A 21,741-nucleotide genomic window follows, 5' to 3' on the forward strand; every position below is an offset into this window, starting at 1 on the left:
TAATATTCCTATTATGGTTCACGCATGGCATTTGCCTTTGCTCTTAGCAAAGGTTTTAACCAGTAATCTAAAACAGTTTTTTTCCCAGTAATTATATCTACCTGAGTTTGCATACCCGGTATGATAGGCTGCTGAGCAATCTGACTTACGGTGGTTTTTATAAAAGCTTGGTAATAAGCGGTGCCATCTTCTAAATATTGCGCATCCGCACTAATGTATGTGACCTCACCTTCTAAACCTCCGTATATAACAAAATCATATGCAGTAAATTTTACCTTTGCTGGCATACCCACTCTTATAAAGCCAATGTCCTTAGGCTGTACTTTAGTGTCAATTAAGAGCTGATCATTTTGAGGGACAATCTCCATCATAACTTCACCAGGGTCGATGACACTGCCGATAGAACGCGAGACTATATTTTTAACCGTTCCTCTTACAGGCGCTCTTACCTGTGCTTTTAACAGCCTGTCCTCAAGCGCTTTACTACTTTGTGAAATTTTGGCCAGTTCATTACTCACTTCATCTAACTGATTTTGTGTATCGGCTAAATAATCAAATACAATCGCTTTGCGCTCTTCAAGTACCTGGCTTTTGGCTGCTCTAAGCTGCTGTAGCAGTGCCGTAGCTTGGTTTAGTTCACCTTTCATTGCGATTTCATCGCGTTGTAACTTAACCAGTTCCATTTCAGCAACGGCTCCAGCATCTACTGCGCTTTGTGTTAACTCTACCTCTCTGCTCGTAAGCTTTAAGCTTTGCTTTAACGCTGAAATATTAGCCAGTTGTTCATTACTTGCCTGCTCTTGTTGCAATAAGCTTTGCGTACGCTGCTGTAATTGTGACTCGAGCTGAGTTAAACGAGATGTGTAAGTGTTATAGGCTTGCCTATATACTTCTGGCGACACGCCTTTTCGTGGTATTTCTAGGCGCTGAATTGTGGCTCCAAAACTACTTTTATCATCAAGTTCAACACTTTTAAGTTCTGTTAACAGGCGGTTACGCCTTGCGAGTAAAGACTCTCGCTCTTGGCTTGATTCAGCAAATGCTGCGGCAAAGCGAGTTTCATCAATTAAAAGCAATGGGTCGCCCACTTCAACTAACTGTCCCTCATGTACAAGTACTTCTTTTAATATGCCACCGTCGAGGTTTTCTATTGTTTGTACACGCTGAACAGGAATAACAGTGCCTTGTCCAATAATTACCTCTTCTAGCTTAGCAAACTTGGCCCACAAAACGACTGAAAACAGCAAAATAAAAACAATAATAACCAACCGCTTAGCTTGCTTTGCAGCTTGCAGCTGCCCCATATATAAATCAGCCATTATTTAGACACGCTCCCACTATTGGCATTACTTACTCGCGTCACTTTTTTACTCACCAGTTTTACGCCGCCCGATACTTTTTCGCTAAATAATGATTTTGGGGTTTCTATACTTTTTAATCGGCCATGGTCTATAACAAAAATTCTGTCGCAAATTGAGAGCATTTCTTTACGGTGGCTAGAAATAACCACAGTTTCGGTGCGCTCTTTTAGGGTTTTTATTAATAGTTTTTCGTGCCCTTCATCCATAGCTGAAGAAGGCTCATCTAACAGAAGTAAGGCGTTATTACTTTGTAGAAGCGCTCGTGCAATACAAACAGCTTGGCGTTGGCCGCCAGATAAAAATCGGCCAAATTCGCCCACTTGGGTTTCAAGCCCCGATTCTAAACGATCAATAAAGCGGCTTACGCCAGATTGAACAAGCGCTTTGGTGAGTTCAGTCGGGTTTATGTTTTGAGCACCTAATGTGATATTTTCAAGCACGGTGCCGTAAAATAGGCTTGGGCTTTGTGCTACCCAGCCACTTTGTCTGCGCAGTGCACTCAAAGACCAATGCTTTATATCTATATCGTCTATTAAAAGCTGCCCTGAGGTTGCTCGGAACTGGCCAGCAATAATAGCTAACAAGGTTGACTTACCTGACCCTGCTCGTCCATATAAGCCTATTTTTTCACCTGGCTTTATTTCAAAATTAATATTATGAATAGCTTCGAGCTCTTGCTCATGATATTGAAAACTTAAATAACGAGCTGTAATATTGCCACTTAACGTTGCATCAATAGTACTTTCACCGCTTTGCTGCTCTTGCTCTAACGCCATTATATTTTTAACGGACTCAATAGCCGTTTGAGTTTGCTTGTACTTTAAAACAAGCCCAGCCAACGACGATATTGACCCTGATGCACGCCCACTTAACATAACAATAGCAATCAGTGCGCCCATACTAATATCGCCATTACTAATTAAGTACACACCGAAAACGATTAATCCAATACTGGTAAATTGGCTGAGGCTAGAAACGGTATGCGTTAGAGTTGTTGCACTGTGACGTGATTTATTTTGCCAATCAACCATTTGTGCGAGTGTTTGCTCAAGTTTTTGTTGTGCCCCTGCTTGGCCATTCATTTGCTTAAGCTCAACAAGTTGGTTTAAATTTTCAATTAGATACGCTTGACGCTGGGTAGATAGCTTAGATGCCTGCTCTACGCTTTCATTTAATCTAGCTTGGAGTACAACACTTGTAATAATAACAATACTAAGCACGGCTACAGGAATAAGTACAATTAATCCCCCAAGCCAAAAAATTAAAGCTAAAAACAATAAGGTAAAGGGTAAATCAATAACAGAGACCAAGGTTGCAGAGGTGATAAATTCCCTTACGCTATCAAAATCTTGTACTTGCTTTGCATAAGCACCAGAAGAAGCTGGGCGCTGCTCTAGCCTCATACCGAGTACTTTAGCGTACAGCATACTGCTAATACGTAAATCAATTTGCCTGCCTGCGGCATCAGTCAAATGCCCTCGCGCTTGTTTTAAAAGCCAGTCAAATACAATCGCTATTGTTGCACCCGTTGCTAACACCCATAACGTATCCATAGCTGCGTTTGGCACAACACGGTCATACACATTCATGGTAAACAATGGCACCACTAAAGCGAGCAAATTCACAGTTAGTGAGGCCAATAATAATGAGTTATAAAATGGCTTTACCTGATCCCACGCAGGCCTTAGCCAGCTTGGAATACGGGTGTGGAGTTTTTCAGAGCGTTCATCGGTTACATTATCGTGCGATAAGTACCATATAAGCTCTATATCTATGTCTGTTAACTGCTTGGGATTTGCATCATCTTGTGAGCTAAACGTACTTTTACCGCTGTTTTCAAAAAGCCAGAAAAAACCATCTTTATCGAGTACCAAAGCGGGATAAGCATAATGTTTAGGCGTAGTTTGTAGTTGAGCACTTACATTAATGTTACTTAATGCTTGCTCTAAATGATGCGCCGAAAACTCATTACTTGGTAAACCAAGTAACAAGTTGTCGCTTTGATGACGCAAATGCAAGGCATCGGCAATATGCTTACCGAGTGCCAACATTTGATCTCTATTTAGAATTAACTTCATTAAGTTTGGTCACCCTCTGTCGCTTCATTCATACTTTGAGCGAAAGCAGTGTCACCTCCACTTGAGCCCTCACTAAATGATTGAGCTTGTGCGCCGCTTGAGCTTGAAGTGTTACTTGCTGAAGCTGAAATTGTCACATCCACCTCTTCGGTGGGAGCTTGTTGAGTCTCACCGTTAAGTGTAGAAAACGCATTGAGCGTTAGCGTGAAGCTATCACCTGCATCGGCGTCAATAATTTCGAGAGCTTCAATATCAGCAATATCAACGGTCCACGTCTCACCTACTTTTTCTCCAAAGTTAAAGCTGTATCCATCAGGTAAGCCGGTAATTTCAATATAGCCGGTTTCATCTGCTGCAGGGTTTTGCAAGTCTGCATCTAAGTTTAGGGCAATATTGTTGGTTGAATTACTTGTAACATCATTTGCGGCAGTCCATACAGGCGCATCAGCTTGAGGCTCTAACTCAATAATAAACTCTGATGATTGTGTATCACCCATACTTGTTACTGTTTCGCCATTAATTTCTGCGCTATCAACTGTTGCTACATCGACACTCATGTTCAATGTACCAAACGCAAGACCACCGGCATTAAAGTCAAAGTTTTCTATTGAGCTGCTATCGCTTGTAATTGTTGCGCTAAAGCCGCCATTACCATCACTGGTAAAGAATACAGTTTCACTCCCAATAGTAATAAACGCTTCGCCGTCAATATACTCAAGAGCACTACTGTCCGAATCGGCTGCTATATTAACCGTTAACTGAATTGTCTCTGAGCCATCAGCCTCTTCACTAAATGCTTCAAGGTCAATAGTTATAGTGTCATCTTCTTGCCCGTCGTAGCTTTCAAACGGCTGCTTAGAAAAATCCAATGCGTCGGCTTCTGGGTTTACTACAACCATAAACGAGGCTGAGGTTTGTACAATTTCACCAGGTGATTCGTCTTGTGTTAGCGCATTTAGGGTTAATTCAAACTCACCACTAAAATCAAGCGGCGGTACAATAATTAAACCAGCTAATTGCTCTGCAGTTACGGTCCAGCTTGTGGTGTCTTCACCATTAAAGGTGCCACCGTCTTTACCGTTATTAACAAGTAAATTACCATCAGCGTCTTTTAGTACGGCATCTTTTGGTACGCCCGAAATAGTAATTGATATAGTTTCAGAGCCGTCATCATCTTTTAGAAGCGCGCTTAAGCCTGCTAATGCTATATCGGCATCTTCGCTCCCTTGTGCATCTGCCACTGTTAATACGGCTTCATCGGTTACCGCCTCTACTGCAATACTAATTGTATTAGTAACTTGCGTTGTAGCTGTAGCTGTACCTGTACTTAATTGTGCGGTATCAACTATGGTTGCCGTTATTTGAATATCAATATCAGTTCCTGATTGGTCCTCAATTGGCTCAACGCCAATACCTGCAAGCGCAGCGGCAAACCCTGCTTCTGTCCCGTTATAGGTGTATGTGTTATCGCCGTTGTCGGTAAACATATTATTAGGGTCATATAGCCCCACACCGTCCGGTAAAGTAATAGTAATAGGCTGACTGAAATCAACCTCTTCAACTCCCCCATTTTGCTGAGGGTTTGAATCATCATCCACTTGGTTTAAATCGGTTAATGCTAACGTTAAGCCAAGCGCTGTGGTGCGGTTATCTTCTTTAATTTTGTTAATAGCAGCGCTAAACTCACCACCGTCGGCGACAGGGGTTACATCTATTTCTAAAGATTGAGTGTCATCAATATACTCATCACCACTATCATCATCTACTGCAATAATGGTTACCGGAATGATTAATTGCCCTGAGTAGTCATCGCCTGCACTGGTAAAGCTTAAGTTGCCAAGCGACTCTTCTGGAATAATATACTCAGCAACTTCACCATCATCCCCAGGGATTGCGATAACACCGTCACCTTCAATAATAAGGCCTTCAGGTAAGCTGTCTGCGCTTATGTAAACAGTCACGGTGTCGTTTTCATCATCAGTCAAGCTGGTATTAATATGGCCTGTAAAATCAACAACTTCATCTTCTACTGCATCAACCACTGAAATTTGTAATTGCCCTACTTCAGAAGCTTCTGAGCTGCTCCCTTCACCTGTTACACTAAAGTTAACGGTAAAGTTGTCACTTAATAATACGGCGTGACTGCCATCGGCTACGCGCGCTTTAACAGTAACATCTATATCACCCGTAGAGTTTTGCGCTTCTAAGGTCACATCAGCAAGTAAGTCACTAATTACATCTTGTACTGTGTCACTTGTACCTGCATCAATAGGTATAATCCAACGGCCAGAGCCATCTGGGTACGCCCCATTTGGATGAAGCACCTCTATATTTACGCCATCAGGGAGTATTATCTCTATGTGAGTAATAACCTCAGAGCCATCAACATCTTCTTCTGTAAAGCTAACAGCACCTGATAAGCTCATTGTTCTGCTTGAGCTCGTTATTGTTTCATCGGTTGCTTCAAGGCGGGTAACAGCACCACTGTTATCGCGCTCGGCACTGCTTTGGGTATCAACTTGCCCGTTTACGGTTACTGTAACTTGACTACTAATGTCTTCGCTCACACTGCCTACATCAGATGTATCGGTCACGGTATAAAGTACATCAACAGTAAGCGTGCCTGAGAAATCCTCATCAGGCAGTAAACGCACTCTATCGCTGGCTAAAACATCCTCAAGTGTTGGGTATTCGTCATTAATTAAATCAGCTAAATCATACCCGCTACCTACACTCACTTCGTTGCCATCAACATACAAGGTAGTGTTTGCTGGTATGCCTGTAATTACGGCACCTGTTATTGTTTCTGACCCGTCGCTGTCGATTAAATCTGGGTTAAAGTTAAGCGCAATACGTGTATCTTCATTACCCTCAGACGTTGTTGCTAGGCTTTGCGTATTATTGTCGATTGTTGGGTTAAAGTTTGTGGTTACAGCAATGTTGTAATCATTAGTATCACCATCAGCTTCTGTTGGAACTACTTTAATATTAAAGTTAACTTCACCACTAAAGTCATCAACAGGCGCTAAATAGTAATTTTCCATCTCTGCAGCCGTTAAGCTGTACATTGGCTTGCCGTTAGCATCAGTACCAACAATTGGTAAATCTGCTGGGTCGCCGGTTACATCAACTAGTATTACCGAGTCTGGTAAGTCAGAAATAACTAAGCTAATTGCTTCTGATTGATCCACATCAGAGGTCACAATTAAAAAGTCTAAACGTAGGTTAGTATCTTCCGTACCTTGGGTGTTTTGCAGCGTAAAGTTGTTTTCATCTACCTCTGCAAATGCCCAGTTATCATTGCTATTTTCTTCATCTAGCTCTGGCGGATCTATTTTACCTATAACAGTTAATTGTAGAGTATCTGGCTGTGTACGTGCTTCTTCACCGGTGCTGGTTTCTGTTGCTATAGCTGTAACCGTAATATCGAAGGTAGCATCGGTTGCACGGCTGGCATCTTCTTTTTGTTTTAAGAATATGTTCCCTGCTTGCAGCTCTGTATCACTGACTAGCCAATTTCCATCTGTATCTTTAGCTAATACATTTCCATTTTCATCTACTAGCTCAAAACCTTCTGGTAATTCAACTTCAAAACGCAGTGTTTCTGAGCCATCTTCATCTACAAGTAAACCACTAAATAAATCGATAGCTGGGGTGAGCGCATCTTCATCTACGGTTTGATTTCGCACAAATAAGCGAGGTTCATCAGCAACAGGAGTTATTTGAACCGTTACCGTTTGCGCGTTTGATGATGCACTATCATCATTTTCAGCTTCTGTAGCAACTGCAGTAATATCAAATGTAAACGTACCTGCTACGTGCTCTTCGCCAACTACAGTTAAGCTTTGCGCCTCTGCTGCGGTTATTTCATCACCGTTTGATAGTTCACGGCCATCGGCACTAACAATTAAGCCCTCTTGTATATTATTAATTATATAAGTGAGTGTTTCTGATCCATCTGTATCTTGCAGTGAAGCGCCAATATTAATAGTAGCTTCGGTATCTTCTGCTGTTGTGTAACTGTAATCGTTTGTGTCATCCCAATCAGGGGTGTCGGCCACTGACTCAACGGCAATAGTATCACTAGCCGACAACTCTCTAGAGGCACTGCCGATGCCAATTGTCGCCTCTATATTTACAGTTACAGATTGGGTTTCATCTGAACTATTTTGCGCAGGTTGAAAAAATAAGTCACTTATTGTCACTGTATCATCAGCGTTAATTGTAATCGTATCGCCAGTGAATACATAGTAGCCATCAACAATCGAAACGTTAGCGTTATCCGTTGCTAAAGCGTCATTGAGGTAAAGTTCGCCGCCTTGTAAAGAGGCAACTTCTATTCTAATTTCACTCACTGTTTCGTTTTGATCTATGTCTCCCCGGTCAATACTTATTATGATTTGGCTACGCGCTGAGTTTACAATGCCATTATCATCAGTTGCATCTTCACGGATATTCTGTGCTGTTACGCTCATCGAACCTTCAGCATCACTAGTGGTCAGTTCGATAATCGAACCTGTCACTTCATCACCATCATTATCTATGACGTTGTAAGTAATTTGTTCATTAAAATCAACACTTGCTGTTTGATCAAATGCAGATGTATCAAATACCACTTTACCACTTTCGTATACTCTCAATGTACCTTGAGTATCGTTACCATTTTCATCTTGCAGAGCCACTTCTTTATAGCTACCGTTGGTATCACTGCCTGAATCAAACGCAGTATATTCAGTACCACCGTAATTAAATGAAGACAGTTTGGCACCATCAGCGCCTGGGTTATTATCATTGCCTACAAAGTCATTGCTGTTTGTGTCTAATAAATCAATAGTCGTGCTTTGCCCCTCGACTAAATTGACTTCAACAGGGTTTGCATCAATTGTTGGTGTATCATCTGTTATTGAAATAGTTACTGACGCGTTATTTGTATCGCCATCAGCATCAACAGCTGTTACATCAAAGCTAATATCCTTCGTATTGGCTCCGTTAGCATCAGGATGTTCTATTGCTGTAAATTGCTCGTAAGTGTAAGAGCCATCAGGATTAAATTTAACGCGTAAAACATCTTCGCCATTTGCTGTAGCGATATACCAGCCATCAGCGTTTTTATCGTTTAATGTAATTGCATTATTTCCATCTGCAGTAACGTAACCTTCGTTGTTAAAGGTTGTTATAAAGTCATCTACAAGCTTAATCTCAATAATCTCGTCAGAGCCTTGGGTAACACTAATTTGCCCTGTTGCCGTTATTGAGTCATTACCTCTAAGGTTAGCTTCATCAACACTTGTAGCTGAGTTAGCTATTACAGGATCGGTACCGTCGTTTAATGTCACCGTAACATTACTTGTAACTTGTGAACCATCGGTATCTTCTGTGTACACTGGAATCACTATTTGCGGTGCATCTGTGGTATCACCTGTGTGATCTATTGCACCTGAAATTTCGAATGAAATAGCATAGGTGGCAGAGGTTTGTGCATCAACATTCACATCTGGTAAAGTGATTTTAAAGACCTCGGTTGAAGTGCCTTCTAAAATACCTTGTGCGGTACCGTCGCTATTAACTTGCCAAACAATATTTGTGGTGACAGCATTACCGTTCTCATCGAGCGTAGTTTGCGTTAGCTGATTACCATTACTATCAAGCACCGCTGCCCCATCAGTAATACTAACTTGCATGTCCACTACATCATCAAGACCTGCTGTTACTGTAAATGAGGTATCAGTATCAGTATTTGCTTGGCCATCTCCATCTTCGTTATTGTCAGCCACGCTGTTAGGTGTTTCAGAAACATTTAAAGTAATATCATTTTGAGTATGCTCTGCCCCGCCATCATTAACGGTAATGTTTAATGTGGTCGTATTACTGTCCCCATCATTATCGATCACTTCGACTTGCAATGGTACGCCGGTACCTTCTATTGTGTTGTCAAATGGACGGTAAAGCGTAAACTCGTATGTTAAGTTTTGATTACTCGTGCCATTAATGTCGGGTAACGTCGCTACAAAAATTGTTTCTGTACCTTCGCCAGTATTTGCCGTTATCGTTCTTCCATCATCACTTAAAGTGTATACAAGCGCGACACCACCGGCAGTTAAATTTGGTTGTGAATCACTAGAGAATGCTAGCGATGTTATTGTGTCACTGCCAACTGTTGTGCTCACGGTACCTTGCTGAGATACGGTGGTATTATTAGCGGGGTCTAAACCACTTTCGTCAATACTAATAGGTGTTTCTGAGGTATCTTCAACCTGAGGCCCACCGCCATCTTGAACGGTTATGGTTACGTTACCCGCACCGCTGATTGCTGTACCATCACTGTCCTCCCCATTAATAGAAAGCGCAAAATCAATATTCTCTCCATTAGGGTTATCAAGCGGTAAGCTTATTTTTGTTTGTACATTAGCATTTAAATCTTTGCCATTTGCATCTTGCGTTGCACTTACGCTAAAGCGAATAACTTCGCTGCCATTAGCTGAGCCTGTAATTGTTTTTCCGTCTTCACTTAAAACAAAGGTAATAGCAGAGCCTGAACTTGTTAAGTTAAGCGAATCTAAACTTGCAATAGTGTCATCAAAGGTGATTGAATCGGCAACTAATGCATCAGAGCCTGCCTCTACAGTAAAGTTTTTACCACTGCTTGCAGTACTGCCATAATCGCTTTCTGTATAAGACGCTGTTTGATTTGTAAAGCTGCCCGCACTGCCATCTTGAACTGTAAATGTGGCTGTGCTTGTTGAACTGCCTACACCGTCGCGATCTTCTATTGTGTATTCAATCGTAAACTGTGGTGAAGGGGTTGAATCACGATTATCTAGTGCGTTAAAGCTCCAAGTGCCATCACTGTTAACCGTTAACGTGCCTTCATCGGTGTCTATTATTGCAGGTGTATCGGCTGTTATGTCATCATAGTCAGTGCCATTAAATGTAACGCTTGTAACGGTTGGCTCGCCCTCTACTACACTGTCGTTAATGACTAAGCTACCTGTTGATACTCTACCTGCATCAGTGTCTGCTTCGGTGACTGTAAAGCTGTCGTCACTGCTTTGTGGGGCTGAGTCGGTAATCGTAACGGATGTTGGTACAACGACAAGCTCGGTTGTGCCATCGGCATCTGTTTGCAACGCATCGACAAAAATATCTGTTAGTAAACTTTCACTTTCATGATCAATGGGGGCATGTAACGTGGTAGTAAGCTCACCGCCAGCAAGCGCCACACTTAACACTAAGTTGCCTTGAGAGTCTTTAACTTCTAACGATAAACCATCATTTGCTAAGGTAACAGTTACAGGGTTTCCATCTACCGTTAAGCCTTCAAGGCCAGATTGATTTGTACTTAATGTAAGGTCAGCGTTATCTATTTCTATTGAACTAGTCGCTGAGCTTGTGCCACCATTTGCAGTATTACTTTCGTTTAATGTTTGGCTATCAAGCGCATCTAATGTGGGTGCGATATCTTGCGCTGTGTTTCCTGCAGAATCGGTAACGGTTGCTGTAATAGTCCACTGCTGTGTATCATCAAGCTCAGATACATCGATACCGTTAACAGTCCAAGTTCCACCATTTGCTACTGCTGCAGTCACTATTTCACTAGTAGTGCCATCAAAAATCGTAAGTGTAACGATAGAACCTGGTTCAGCATCGGTTGTACCATTTAACGTGGTTACTTCACCGTCTTTAAATGATCTACTGTTAATGCCGCTTTCACCAGTATCAATATCAATATTAATGGTGGTGTCTTTAGTGAAAGTTGTTGAATTAGTCGCTAAATTGCCCTCAATATCAAGTGCGCTCACTTCTGCGGTAATCTCTCCATCAGCAAGTTCTGATATATCAGTGGCATTAATTACCCACTCACCCGCGGCATTAATAGCTACATTTTCGACTGTGACTTTGTCACCATTTACATCGGTAAAGACCACCGTGGCGGTTTGATTTTCATCAGCCTCTTCTATTACACCGCTTACTACAACATTACCCTGCTCATCAGTATTAACAACGTCATCGCCTGCTGCCATTTCAATGGTGGTTGCTGCGGTTTTATCGTGAATGGCTGTGTCTGTATCGGTTGCGGTATTGCCTGCAACATCACTTACGGTGGCTGTGGCGGTTAATGTACCGTCATCTAGCCCTGATAGATCAGCACCGGTAATCGTGTAGGCATTATTAATAACCGTCGCTTCAAAGCTGCGCTCATTACCCGCTGCATCCTTTACAACCACCGTGACTGTTTGGTTATCTTCAACGCCGGTTGTAGTTCCAATGATTTCAACATTGGTGTTTTCACCATTGCCGTTAATTACGCCATCGTTTGTATCGTTAATATCAACTGTTACTGCAACTGTAGTGTCTTTAGTAAAGGTGGTTTCGTTTGTGGCTAAATTACCCTCAACGTCTAATGCGCTAACTCTCGCTGTAATTTCACCATCAGCAAGGCCTGAAATATCCGTAGCGTTGATTGCCCACTCACCTTCGTCATTAATCGCGACGTTTTCAACCGTGACTTTATCTCCGTTCTCATCGGTAAACACCACTGTGGCTGTTTGGTTAGCATCAGCTTCTTCTATCACACCACTTACTACCACGCTTTCTTGCTCTGCGGTATTAATAAATGCATCATCACCGGTTGCCACATCAATACTGGTCACAGCTGTTTTATCATGAGTCACTGTATCTGTATCTGTTGCGTTATTGCCTGCTATATCACTTACCGTAGCTGTAGCGCTGAGCGTACCATCATCTAGGCTACTGGCATCAATCGGATCGGTAACGTATTCGCCGTTTTGCACAAGCGCCGTGGTTTCAACTTGGTTTGTGCCATCACTGATGATCACCGTCACGATTTGGCCATCTTCTACATCGGTTACTGTACCGCGCACGACCATGGCGGCGCTTTCACCGTTGCCATTAATCACGCCATCGGCTGTTTTATCAATGCTGGTTGTGATCGCTGCGGTGTTATCAAGCTCGACTGAATCTTGTGCTGAAATCGGGTTGCCTGCCACATCGGATACGCTGGCTGTGGCAGTGAGTGTGCCATCGTTTAGTGCGCTTGCATCAATCGGATCGGTAACATACTCGCCGTTTTGCACAAGCGCCGTGGTTTCAACTTGGTTTGTACCATCACTGATAATAACAGTAACAGTTTGACCGTCTTCAACGTCAGTCACTGTGCCACGCACGACCATGGCGGCGCTTTCGCCATTACCATTAATCACGCCGTCGGCGGTTTTATCAATGCTGGTTGTGAGCGCTGCGGTGTTATCAAGTTCGACGCTATCTTGCGCGTTTACAGGGTTACCCGCTAAATCTGACACGCTTGCTGTAGCGGTGAGTGTGCCGTCGTTTAATGCGCTGGCATCAATCGGATCAGTAACGTATTCGCCGTTTTGTACAAGTGCCGTGGTTTCAACTTGGTTTGTGCCATCACTGATGATCACCGTCACAGTTTGGCCGTCTTCCACATCAGTCACAGTACCACGCACGACCATGGCGGCGCTTTCGCCGTTGCCATTAATCACGCCGTCGGCGGTTTTATCAATGCTGGTTGTGATCGCTGCAGTGTTATCAAGTTCAACTGTATCCTCAGCTGTAACAGGGTTACCTGCCACATCGGATACGCTGGCTGTAGCAGTGAGTGTGCCGTCGTTTAGTGCGCTTGCATCAATCGGATCAGTAACATACTCGCCATTTTGAACGGTTGCTTGAACTTCAATTGGCGCGTTTATACCATCGCTCAAAGTGATGGTAACAGTTTGACCATCTTCAACATCAGTCACTGTGCCACGTATAACCATAGCGGCGCTTTCGCCGTTGCCGTTAATCACGCCGTCGGCGGTTTTATCAATGCTGGTTGTGATCGCTGCGGTGTTATCAAGCTCGACTGAATCTTGTGCTGAAATTGGATTGCCAGCCACATCAGACACGCTAGCTGTGGCGGTGAGTGTCCCGTCGTTTAATGCGCTTGCATCAATCGGATCGGTAACGTATTCGCCGTTTTGTACAAGTGCCGTGGTTTCAACTTGGTTTGTGCCATCACTGATAATAACAGTAACAGTTTGACCGTCTTCTACATCGCTCACCGTGCCGCGCACGACCATAGCGGCGCTTTCACCGTTACCATTAATCACGCCGTCGGCGGTTTTATCAATGCTGGTTGTGATCGCTGCGGTGTTATCAAGTTCTACGCTATCTTGCGCGTTTACAGGGTTACCCGCTAAATCTGACACGCTTGCTGTAGCGGTGATCGTGCCGTCATTTAATGCGCTTGCGTCAATCGGGTCGGTAACGTATTCGCCGTTTTGTACAAGTGCCGTGGTTTCAACTTGGTTTGTGCCATCACTGATGATCACCGTCACGGTTTGACCGTCTTCCACATCGCTTACCGTGCCACGCACGACCATGGCGGCGCTTTCACCGTTACCATTAATCACACCGTCGGCTGTTTTATCAATGCTGGTTGTGATCGCTGCGGTGTTATCAAGTTCGACTGAATCTTGTGCTGAAATCGGGTTGCCTGCCACATCGGATACGCTGGCGGTAGCGGTGAGTGTGCCGTCGTTTAATGCGCTTGCATCAATCGGATCAGTAACATACTCGCCGTTTTGAACGGTTGCTTGAACTTCAATTGGCGCGTTTATACCATCGCTCAAAGTGATGGTAACAGTTTGACCATCTTCAACATCAGTTACTGTGCCACGTATAACCATAGCGGCGCTTTCGCCGTTGCCGTTAATCACGCCATCGGCTGTTTTATCAATGCTGGTTGTGATCGCTGCGGTGTTATCAAACTCGACTGCATCTTGCGCTGAAATTGGATTGCCAGCCACATCAGACACGCTAGCTGTAGCGGTGAGTGTCCCGTCGTTTAATGCGCTTGCATCAATCGGATCGGTGACGTATTCGCCGTTTTGTACAAGTGCCGTGGTTTCAACTTGGTTTGTGCCATCGCTGATGATCACCGTCACGGTTTGACCGTCTTCAACGTCAGTCACTGTGCCACGCAAGACCATGGCGGCGCTTTCGCCATTACCATTAATCACGCCGTCGGCGGTTTTATCAATGCTGGTTGTGAGCGCTGCGGTGTTATCAAGTTCTACGCTATCTTGCGCGTTTACAGGGTTACCCGCTAAATCTGACACGCTTGCTGTAGCGGTGAGCGTGCCGTCATTTAATGCGCTTGCGTCAATCGGGTCGGTAACGTATTCGCCGTTTTGTACAAGTGCCGTGGTTTCAACTTGGTTTGTGCCATCACTGATAATCACCGTCACGGTTTGACCCTCTTCCACATCGCTAACCGTGCCACGCACGACCATGGCGGCGCTTTCACCGTTGCCATTAATCACGCCGTCGGCGGTTTTATCAATGCTGGTTGTGATCGCTGCGGTGTTATCAAGTTCAACTGTATCCTCAGCTGTAATAGGGTTACCTGCCACATCGGATACGCTGGCTGTAGCAGTGAGTGTGCCGTCGTTTAGTGCGCTTGCATCAATCGGATCAGTAACATACTCGCCATTTTGAACGGTTGCTTGAACTTCAATTGGCGCGTTTATACCATCGCTCAAAGTGATGGTAACAGTTTGACCATCTTCAACATCAGTTACTGTGCCACGTATAACCATAGCGGCGCTTTCGCCGTTGCCGTTAATCACGCCGTCGGCGGTTTTATCAATGCTGGTTGTGATCGCTGCGGTGTTATCAAGCTCGACTGCATCTTGCGCTGAAATTGGATTGCCAGCCACATCAGACACGCTAGCTGTGGCGGTGAGTGTCCCGTCGTTTAATGCGCTTGCGTCAATCGGATCGGTAACATATTCGCCGTTTTGTACAAGTGCCGTGGTTTCAACTTGGTTTGTGCCATCACTGATGATCACCGTCACAGTTTGACCGTCTTCTACATCGCTCACTGTGCCACGCACGACCATAGCGGCGCTTTCACCGTTACCATTAATCACGCCGTCGGCGGTTTTATCAATGCTGGTTGTGAGCGCTGCGGTGTTATCAAGTTCGACGCTATCTTGCGCGTTTACAGGGTTACCCGCTAAATCTGACACGCTTGCTGTAGCGGTGAGCGTGCCGTCATTTAATGCGCTTGCGTCAATCGGGTCGGTAACGTATTCGCCGTTTTGTACAAGTGCCGTGGTTTCAACTTGGTTTGTGCCATCACTGATGATCACCGTCACGGTTTGACCGTCTTCCACATCGCTTACCGTACCACGCACGACCATGGCGGCGCTTTCACCGTTACCATTAATCACACCATCGGCGGTTTTATCAATGCTGGTTGTGATCGCTGCGGTGTTATCAAGTTCAACTGTATCCTCTGTTTTAACAGGGTTACCTGCCTCATCGGATACGCTGGCTGTAGCAGTGAGTGTGCCGTCGTTTAGTGCGCTTGCATCAATCTGATCAGTGACATACTCGCCACTTTGAACGGTTGCTTGAACTTCAATTGGCGCGTTTATTCCATCGCTCAAAGTGATGGTAACAGTTTGGCCGTCTTCCACATCAGTCACTGTGCCACGTATAACCATGGCGGCGCTTTCACCGCTGCCATTAATCACGCCATCGGCTGTTTTATCAATGCTGGTTGTGATCACTGCGGTGTTATCAAGTTCTACGCTATCTTGCGCATTTACAGGGTTACCTGCCACATCTGACACGCTAGCCGTGGCGGTGAGTGTGCCATCGTTTAGTGCGCTTGCATCAATCGGATCGGTAACATACTCGCCGTTTTGTACAAGCGCCGTGGTTTCAACTTGGTTTGTACCATCGCTGATGATCACCGTCACGGTTTGACCGTCTTCCACATCGCTAACCGTGCCACGTACGACCATGGCGGCGCTTTCACCGTTGCCATTAATCACGCCATCGGCGGTTTTATCAATACTAGTTGTGATCGCTGCGGTGTTATCAAGTTCTACGCTATCTTGCGCATTTACAGGGTTACCTGCCACATCGGATACGCTGGCGGTAGCGGTGAGTGTGCCGTCGTTTAATGCGCTTGCATCAATCGGATCGGTGACGTATTCGCCGTTTTGTACAAGTGCCGTGGTTTCAACTTGGTTTGTGCCATCGCTGATGATCACCGTTACGGTTTGACCGTCTTCCACATCGCTCACCGTGCCACGCACGACCATGGCGGCACTTTCGCCGTTGCCATTAATCACGCCGTCGGCGGTTTTATCAATGCTGGTTGTGATGGCTGCGGTATTATCAAGTTCGACTGAATCTTGTGCTGAAATTGGATTACCTGCCACATCGGATACGCTTGCTGTAGCGGTGAGTGTGCCGTCATTTAATGCGCTTGCATCAATCGGATCGGTGACGTATTCGCCGTTTTGCACAAGCGCCGTGGTTTCAACTTGGTTTGTGCCATCACTGATGATCACCGTTACGGTTTGACCGTCTTCCACATCGCTCACCGTGCCACGCACGACCATGGCGGCGCTTTCACCGTTGCCATTAATCACGCCGTCGGCGGTTTTATCAATGCTGGTTGTGATCGCCGCGGTGTTATCAAATTCGACTGAATCTTGTGCTGAAATCGGGTTGCCTGCCACATCGGATACGCTGGCGGTAGCGGTGAGTGTGCCGTCGTTTAATGCGCTTGCATCAATCGGATCAGTAACATACTCGCCGTTTTTCACAAGCGCCGTGGTTTCAACTTGGTTTGTGCCATCGCTGATGATCACCGTCACGGTTTGACCGTCTTCAACATCGCTCACCGTCCCACGCACGACCATGGCGGCGCTTTCACCGTTACCATTAATCACGCCGTCGGTGGTTTTATCAATACTGGTTGTGATCGCTGCGGTGTTATCAAGTTCTACGCTATCTTGCGCGTTTACAGGGTTACCCGCTAAATCTGACACGCTTGCTGTAGCGGTGAGTGTGCCGTCGTTTAATGCGCTTGCATCAATCGGATCAGTAACATACTCGCCATTTTGAACGGTTGCTTGAACTTCAATTGGCGCGTTTATACCATCGCTCAAAGTGATAGTAACAGTTTGACCATCTTCAACATCAGTCACTGTGCCACGTATAACCATAGCGGCGCTTTCGCCGTTGCCGTTAATCACGCCGTCGGCGGTTTTATCAATGCTGGTTGTAATAACTGCGGTGTTATCAAGCTCGACTGAATCTTGTGCTGAAATTGGATTACCTGCCACATCGGATACGCTTGCTGCAGCGGTGAGTGTGCCGTCATTTAATGCGCTTGCATCAATCGGATCGGTGACGTATTCGCCGTTTTGCACAAGCGCCGTGGTTTCAACTTGGTTTGTGCCATCACTGATAATAACAGTAACAGTTTGGCCGTCTTCAACGTCAGTCACTGTGCCACGTATAAGCATGGCGGCGCTTTCGCCGTTGCCGTTAATCACGCCGTCGGCGGTTTTATCAATGCTGGTTGTAATAACTGCGGTGTTATCAAGCTCGACTGAATCTTGTGCTGAAATCGGGTTGCCTGCCACATCGGATACGCTAGCCGTGGCGGTGAGTGTGCCATCGTTTAGTGCGCTTGCATCAATCGGATCGGTAACGTATTCGCCGTTTTGCACAAGCGCCGTGGTTTCAACTTGGTTTGTACCATCGCTGATAATAACAGTAACAGTTTGGCCATCTTCAACATCGCTAACTGTTCCGCGCACAACAATGGCTGCACTTTCGCCGTTACCGTTAATAACGCCATCGGCTGTTTTATCAATGCTTGTGATAATGGCGGCAGTGTTATCGAGCTCAACGCTATCTTGCGCACTTACAGGGTTACCAGCTAAATCAGACGCTGTAGCAGTGGCGGTTAATGTGCCGTCGTTTAAGCTGCTTGCATCAATAGGAGTTGTCACATATTCGCCATTTTCTACAATGGCTTGCACTTCAACCGGTGGGTTAACACCATCGCTAATAGTAACCGTAACTGTTTGACCATCTTCAACATCGCTAACTGTTCCGCGCACAACAATGGCTGCACTTTCGTCGTTACCGTTAATAACGCCATCGGCTGTTTTATCAATGCTTGTGGTAATGGCGGCAGTGTTATCGAGCTCAACGCTATCTTGTGCGCTTACAGGGTTGCCCGCGATATCAGATACACTTGCAGTGGCGGTTAATGTGCCGTCGTTTAAGCTACTTGCATCAATAGGAGTTGTTACATATTCACCATTGATCACGGTTGCAGTTGTAGTCACCGCAGGGTTAACGCCATCGCTTATTGTTACAGTAACTATTTGGCCATCTTCTACATCTTCTACAGTACCGCGTACAACAATGGCTGCACTTTCGCCACTGCCGTTAATAACACCGTCGGCTGTTTTATCAATGTTGGTTGTAATGTCTGCTAATTTGTCTATTTCAACGGTGTCTCTTGCTGTGGCTTCATTGCCAGCTAAATCAGAGACGTCGGCTCTTGCCACAATATCGCCATCGTTTAAAGAGCTTGCATCTATAGGAGCTGTGACATATTCACCATTTTGTACAATTGCTTGCACAGCTATATCTGGGTTTACACCATCCCTTAGGGTGATAGTTACAACTTGGCCATCTTCAATGCCACTCACGGTGCCACGCACTACAATTTCTTGATTTTCGTTACTGCCATTAATAACCGAATCAGCTGTTTTATCAATGCTAGTTGTGATTGCTGCAGTTGTGTCTATTTCAACATTATCTTGGGCACTAATAGGGTTACCGGCTGCATCAGCAACCTCTGCTGTGGCGATCATAGTGCCATCATTTAAACCTGTTGCGTCCATTGGTTCAGTAACATATTGACCATTTTGAACTACAGCCTGAGTAATTACCGGAGGGTTAATACCGTCGCTCAACGTTACAGTAACTATTTGGCCATCTTCAACATCTTCTACAGTACCGCGTACAACCACACCTGCATTTTCTGCTGTATTAACATTATCGCGAAGATCGTCGTCTTGCCCGTTAATCACTCCATCATCTGTTTTATCTATTGATGCAGTTATTAATGCGCTGTTATCTATTTCAAAAGAATCTTCTGCAACTGCGGTATTTCCAGCCGTATCAAGCACACTTGCTGATACCGAAATATCGCCATCATTAAGTGCAGAAATATCCACACCTGAAAGCGCGTAATTACCATTTTCAACAATTGCGGTAACAACCACTTCATTGCCTAATGAGTCTGTAAATATAATGGTAACTTCTTGGCCATCTTCAACACCATTTACTATGCCGCTAAGCGAAATATCGGTGTTTTCAGCGCTGCCATTTATAACGCCATCTTCAGTTTTATCAATATTAAGTGTTAGCGTGCTTTGTGTGTCTTTTGCAAAAGTAACCTCTTGAGTGGCCTCATTCCCAGCGGCATCAAAAATACTTATTTGCGCTGAGATTTCGCCATCAGCTAAAGATTCAATATCACCGCTAATTTGCCAATTCCCATCAGCATCAACTTCAGCTGTTACTACTACTTGCTGATTATTACTATCCGTAAAAGTAACGGTAACTAATTGGCCTGGCTCAATATCTGTAACCGAGCCACTAAGTTGTACATTATTTTGCTCGGCGCTATTAATAACCCCATCAATATCTTGTGCCACTATGCTTGTTGCAACAGAGCTGTCATATTGCGCTTCATCGCTCGCGCTTGCTGGGTTTCCTGAAATATCTTGAGCAGTTGCATTTGCACTAATAGTGCCATCATTTAACGATGAAATATCAACACCGGCTATTTCATAACTGCCATTAACTACGATTGCCGTTAATGTAATTGGAGGGTTAACACCGTCACTCAATACAACAGTCACTGTTTGGCCGTCTTCAATACCAGTTACTACACCTCGTACAGTTACGTTACTCTCTTCTTCGCTATTGATAACGCCATCTTGTGTTGAGTCTATTTCGACGGTGAGCTGTGATGTTTTATCATGTGAAATTACCTGAGACGCGGTGCTTTCGTTACCTAATAAATCTTGTGCTTGCGCGGTTGCTGTGATCTCTCCATCACTTAACGAAGAAATATCGACTTCTAATTGGTACTGGCCATTTTCAACAACAGCCTCAACACTCACTTCATTGCCATCTATGTCTGTTAAGGTTACTAAGACTGTTTGACCATCTTCAATACCTTCAACTGTTCCGCTTACTTGTACTACGTTTTCTGAGTTATTTATTACGCCATCTTCGGTTTCATTAACGTCTATTGTTATAATGGCCGTAGTATCTTTTGAGAATGATTTTTGAGTTTGCGTGTCATTACCCGCTTCATCAATGGTACTAACTTGTATGGTGTAATTTCCATCCGGTAAATCGGCAAAAGGCTCAGGGCCAACACTCCATTGACCATTAGTGACTGTTGCCTCATACGTTGCTATAGGGTTACCTTGCGCATCAAAAATGGTCACTGTTACCAGCTGTCCATCTTGCACATCTTGCACTTCACCTTCAAAATCAATTGGTTGATTAGTGTTTAAGCCATCCTCAAAATCAATAAAAATATCTGCTTGAGTATCTTTTACTTTAGTTTCACTCGCTGCATCATCTTCGTTACCCCCTACAAGAGAAACCGTTGCAGTCACTTCACCATCATTTAGAGCTGTAATATCAATATTTGTTACAGACCAAACACCATCTTGCACTTCGGTTGTAACAATTATTTCGTTGCCGTCGCTATCACTTAAAACTATTTGTACTAACGAGCCATCGGGTACATTTTCAACAGTACCGGAAAATTCCAAAGCCACAGCATCGTATTTATTAATAAACACACCATCGCCTCCGAGCTGACCTACAGTAAAAATAGGGTCGGGTCTAAACTCAATAAAATTAGGATCTTCTTCTTCTGTTGTTTCGGTAGGTGTTGTTTCATAGCCTGACTCAGGAACAAGTTCTTGCCCTTGGCGAGCAATAAGTTGATAGGCCACTTGAGCTTCATTAGCATCACTTGAAGATAAAGATGTAACGCTACTGGTATTGCTGCGGGCGTCAAAGGTACTATTTTGGCTTAAATCCGATACAAGCTGTGAAATAATATCTTGAGGTACAACAAGCTGTTCACTGGCTTCAGAAAAAACCAGCTCGTTCCCCTCTAGCGCAATGTCGCTGCTATTTAAAACAGGCAGATCGGCAAATTGCTCTGGTATAGAGTCTACCTTGACCCAATCTCCATTATCCATAACAACCCAGACATCACTTAGTAGTTCGACAATAACAACAGCTTTACTTATATTTTCCAAAGTGAATTTCCTAAATAGTTAATGAGAGTAAATAGCGGCTTAGCCAAAAGGTAGCTCTAATCGTTACAAAATCCAGTCAATGATACAAAAAAA

Annotated in this window: 3 protein-coding genes; all 3 read right to left on the minus strand. The window is 44.4% G+C overall.

Annotated features, from left to right (window positions below):
• Positions 1–11 precede the first annotated feature (11 nt).
• Genes PSH50_RS05965 through PSH50_RS05975 form a run of 3 tightly spaced genes read right to left on the minus strand, consistent with a single transcriptional unit; the run spans position 12 to position 21,648 of the window.
• The gene (locus tag PSH50_RS05965; protein WP_055017294.1) at positions 12–1,319 is read right to left on the minus strand and encodes an HlyD family type I secretion periplasmic adaptor subunit; all 1,308 of its coding nucleotides are present in this window, start codon (positions 1,317–1,319) and stop codon (positions 12–14) included.
• Complete coding sequence (locus PSH50_RS05970; protein WP_273609372.1) at positions 1,319–3,439, minus strand: ATP-binding cassette domain-containing protein; 2,121 nt, start codon at positions 3,437–3,439, stop codon at positions 1,319–1,321. The genes PSH50_RS05965 and PSH50_RS05970 overlap by 1 nt, the downstream gene beginning before the upstream one ends.
• Positions 3,439–21,648, minus strand: coding sequence for an Ig-like domain-containing protein (locus tag PSH50_RS05975; protein ID WP_273609373.1), 18,210 nt, complete (start codon positions 21,646–21,648; stop codon positions 3,439–3,441). The genes PSH50_RS05970 and PSH50_RS05975 overlap by 1 nt, the downstream gene beginning before the upstream one ends.
• Positions 21,649–21,741 lie beyond the last annotated feature (93 nt).

It is taken from the genome of Pseudoalteromonas sp. Angola-7 (assembly GCF_028599255.1).
In the GTDB taxonomy this organism is placed as follows: domain Bacteria; phylum Pseudomonadota; class Gammaproteobacteria; order Enterobacterales; family Alteromonadaceae; genus Pseudoalteromonas; species Pseudoalteromonas atlantica.

Bases quoted from the DNA above. Each gene is read 5' to 3' on its own strand.
- PSH50_RS05965 (WP_055017294.1), bottom strand. From the start codon at position 1,319: ATGGCTGATTTATATATGGGGCAGCTGCAAGCTGCAAAGCAAGCTAAG.
- PSH50_RS05970 (WP_273609372.1), bottom strand. From the start codon at position 3,439: ATGAAGTTAATTCTAAATAGAGATCAAATGTTGGCACTCGGTAAGCAT.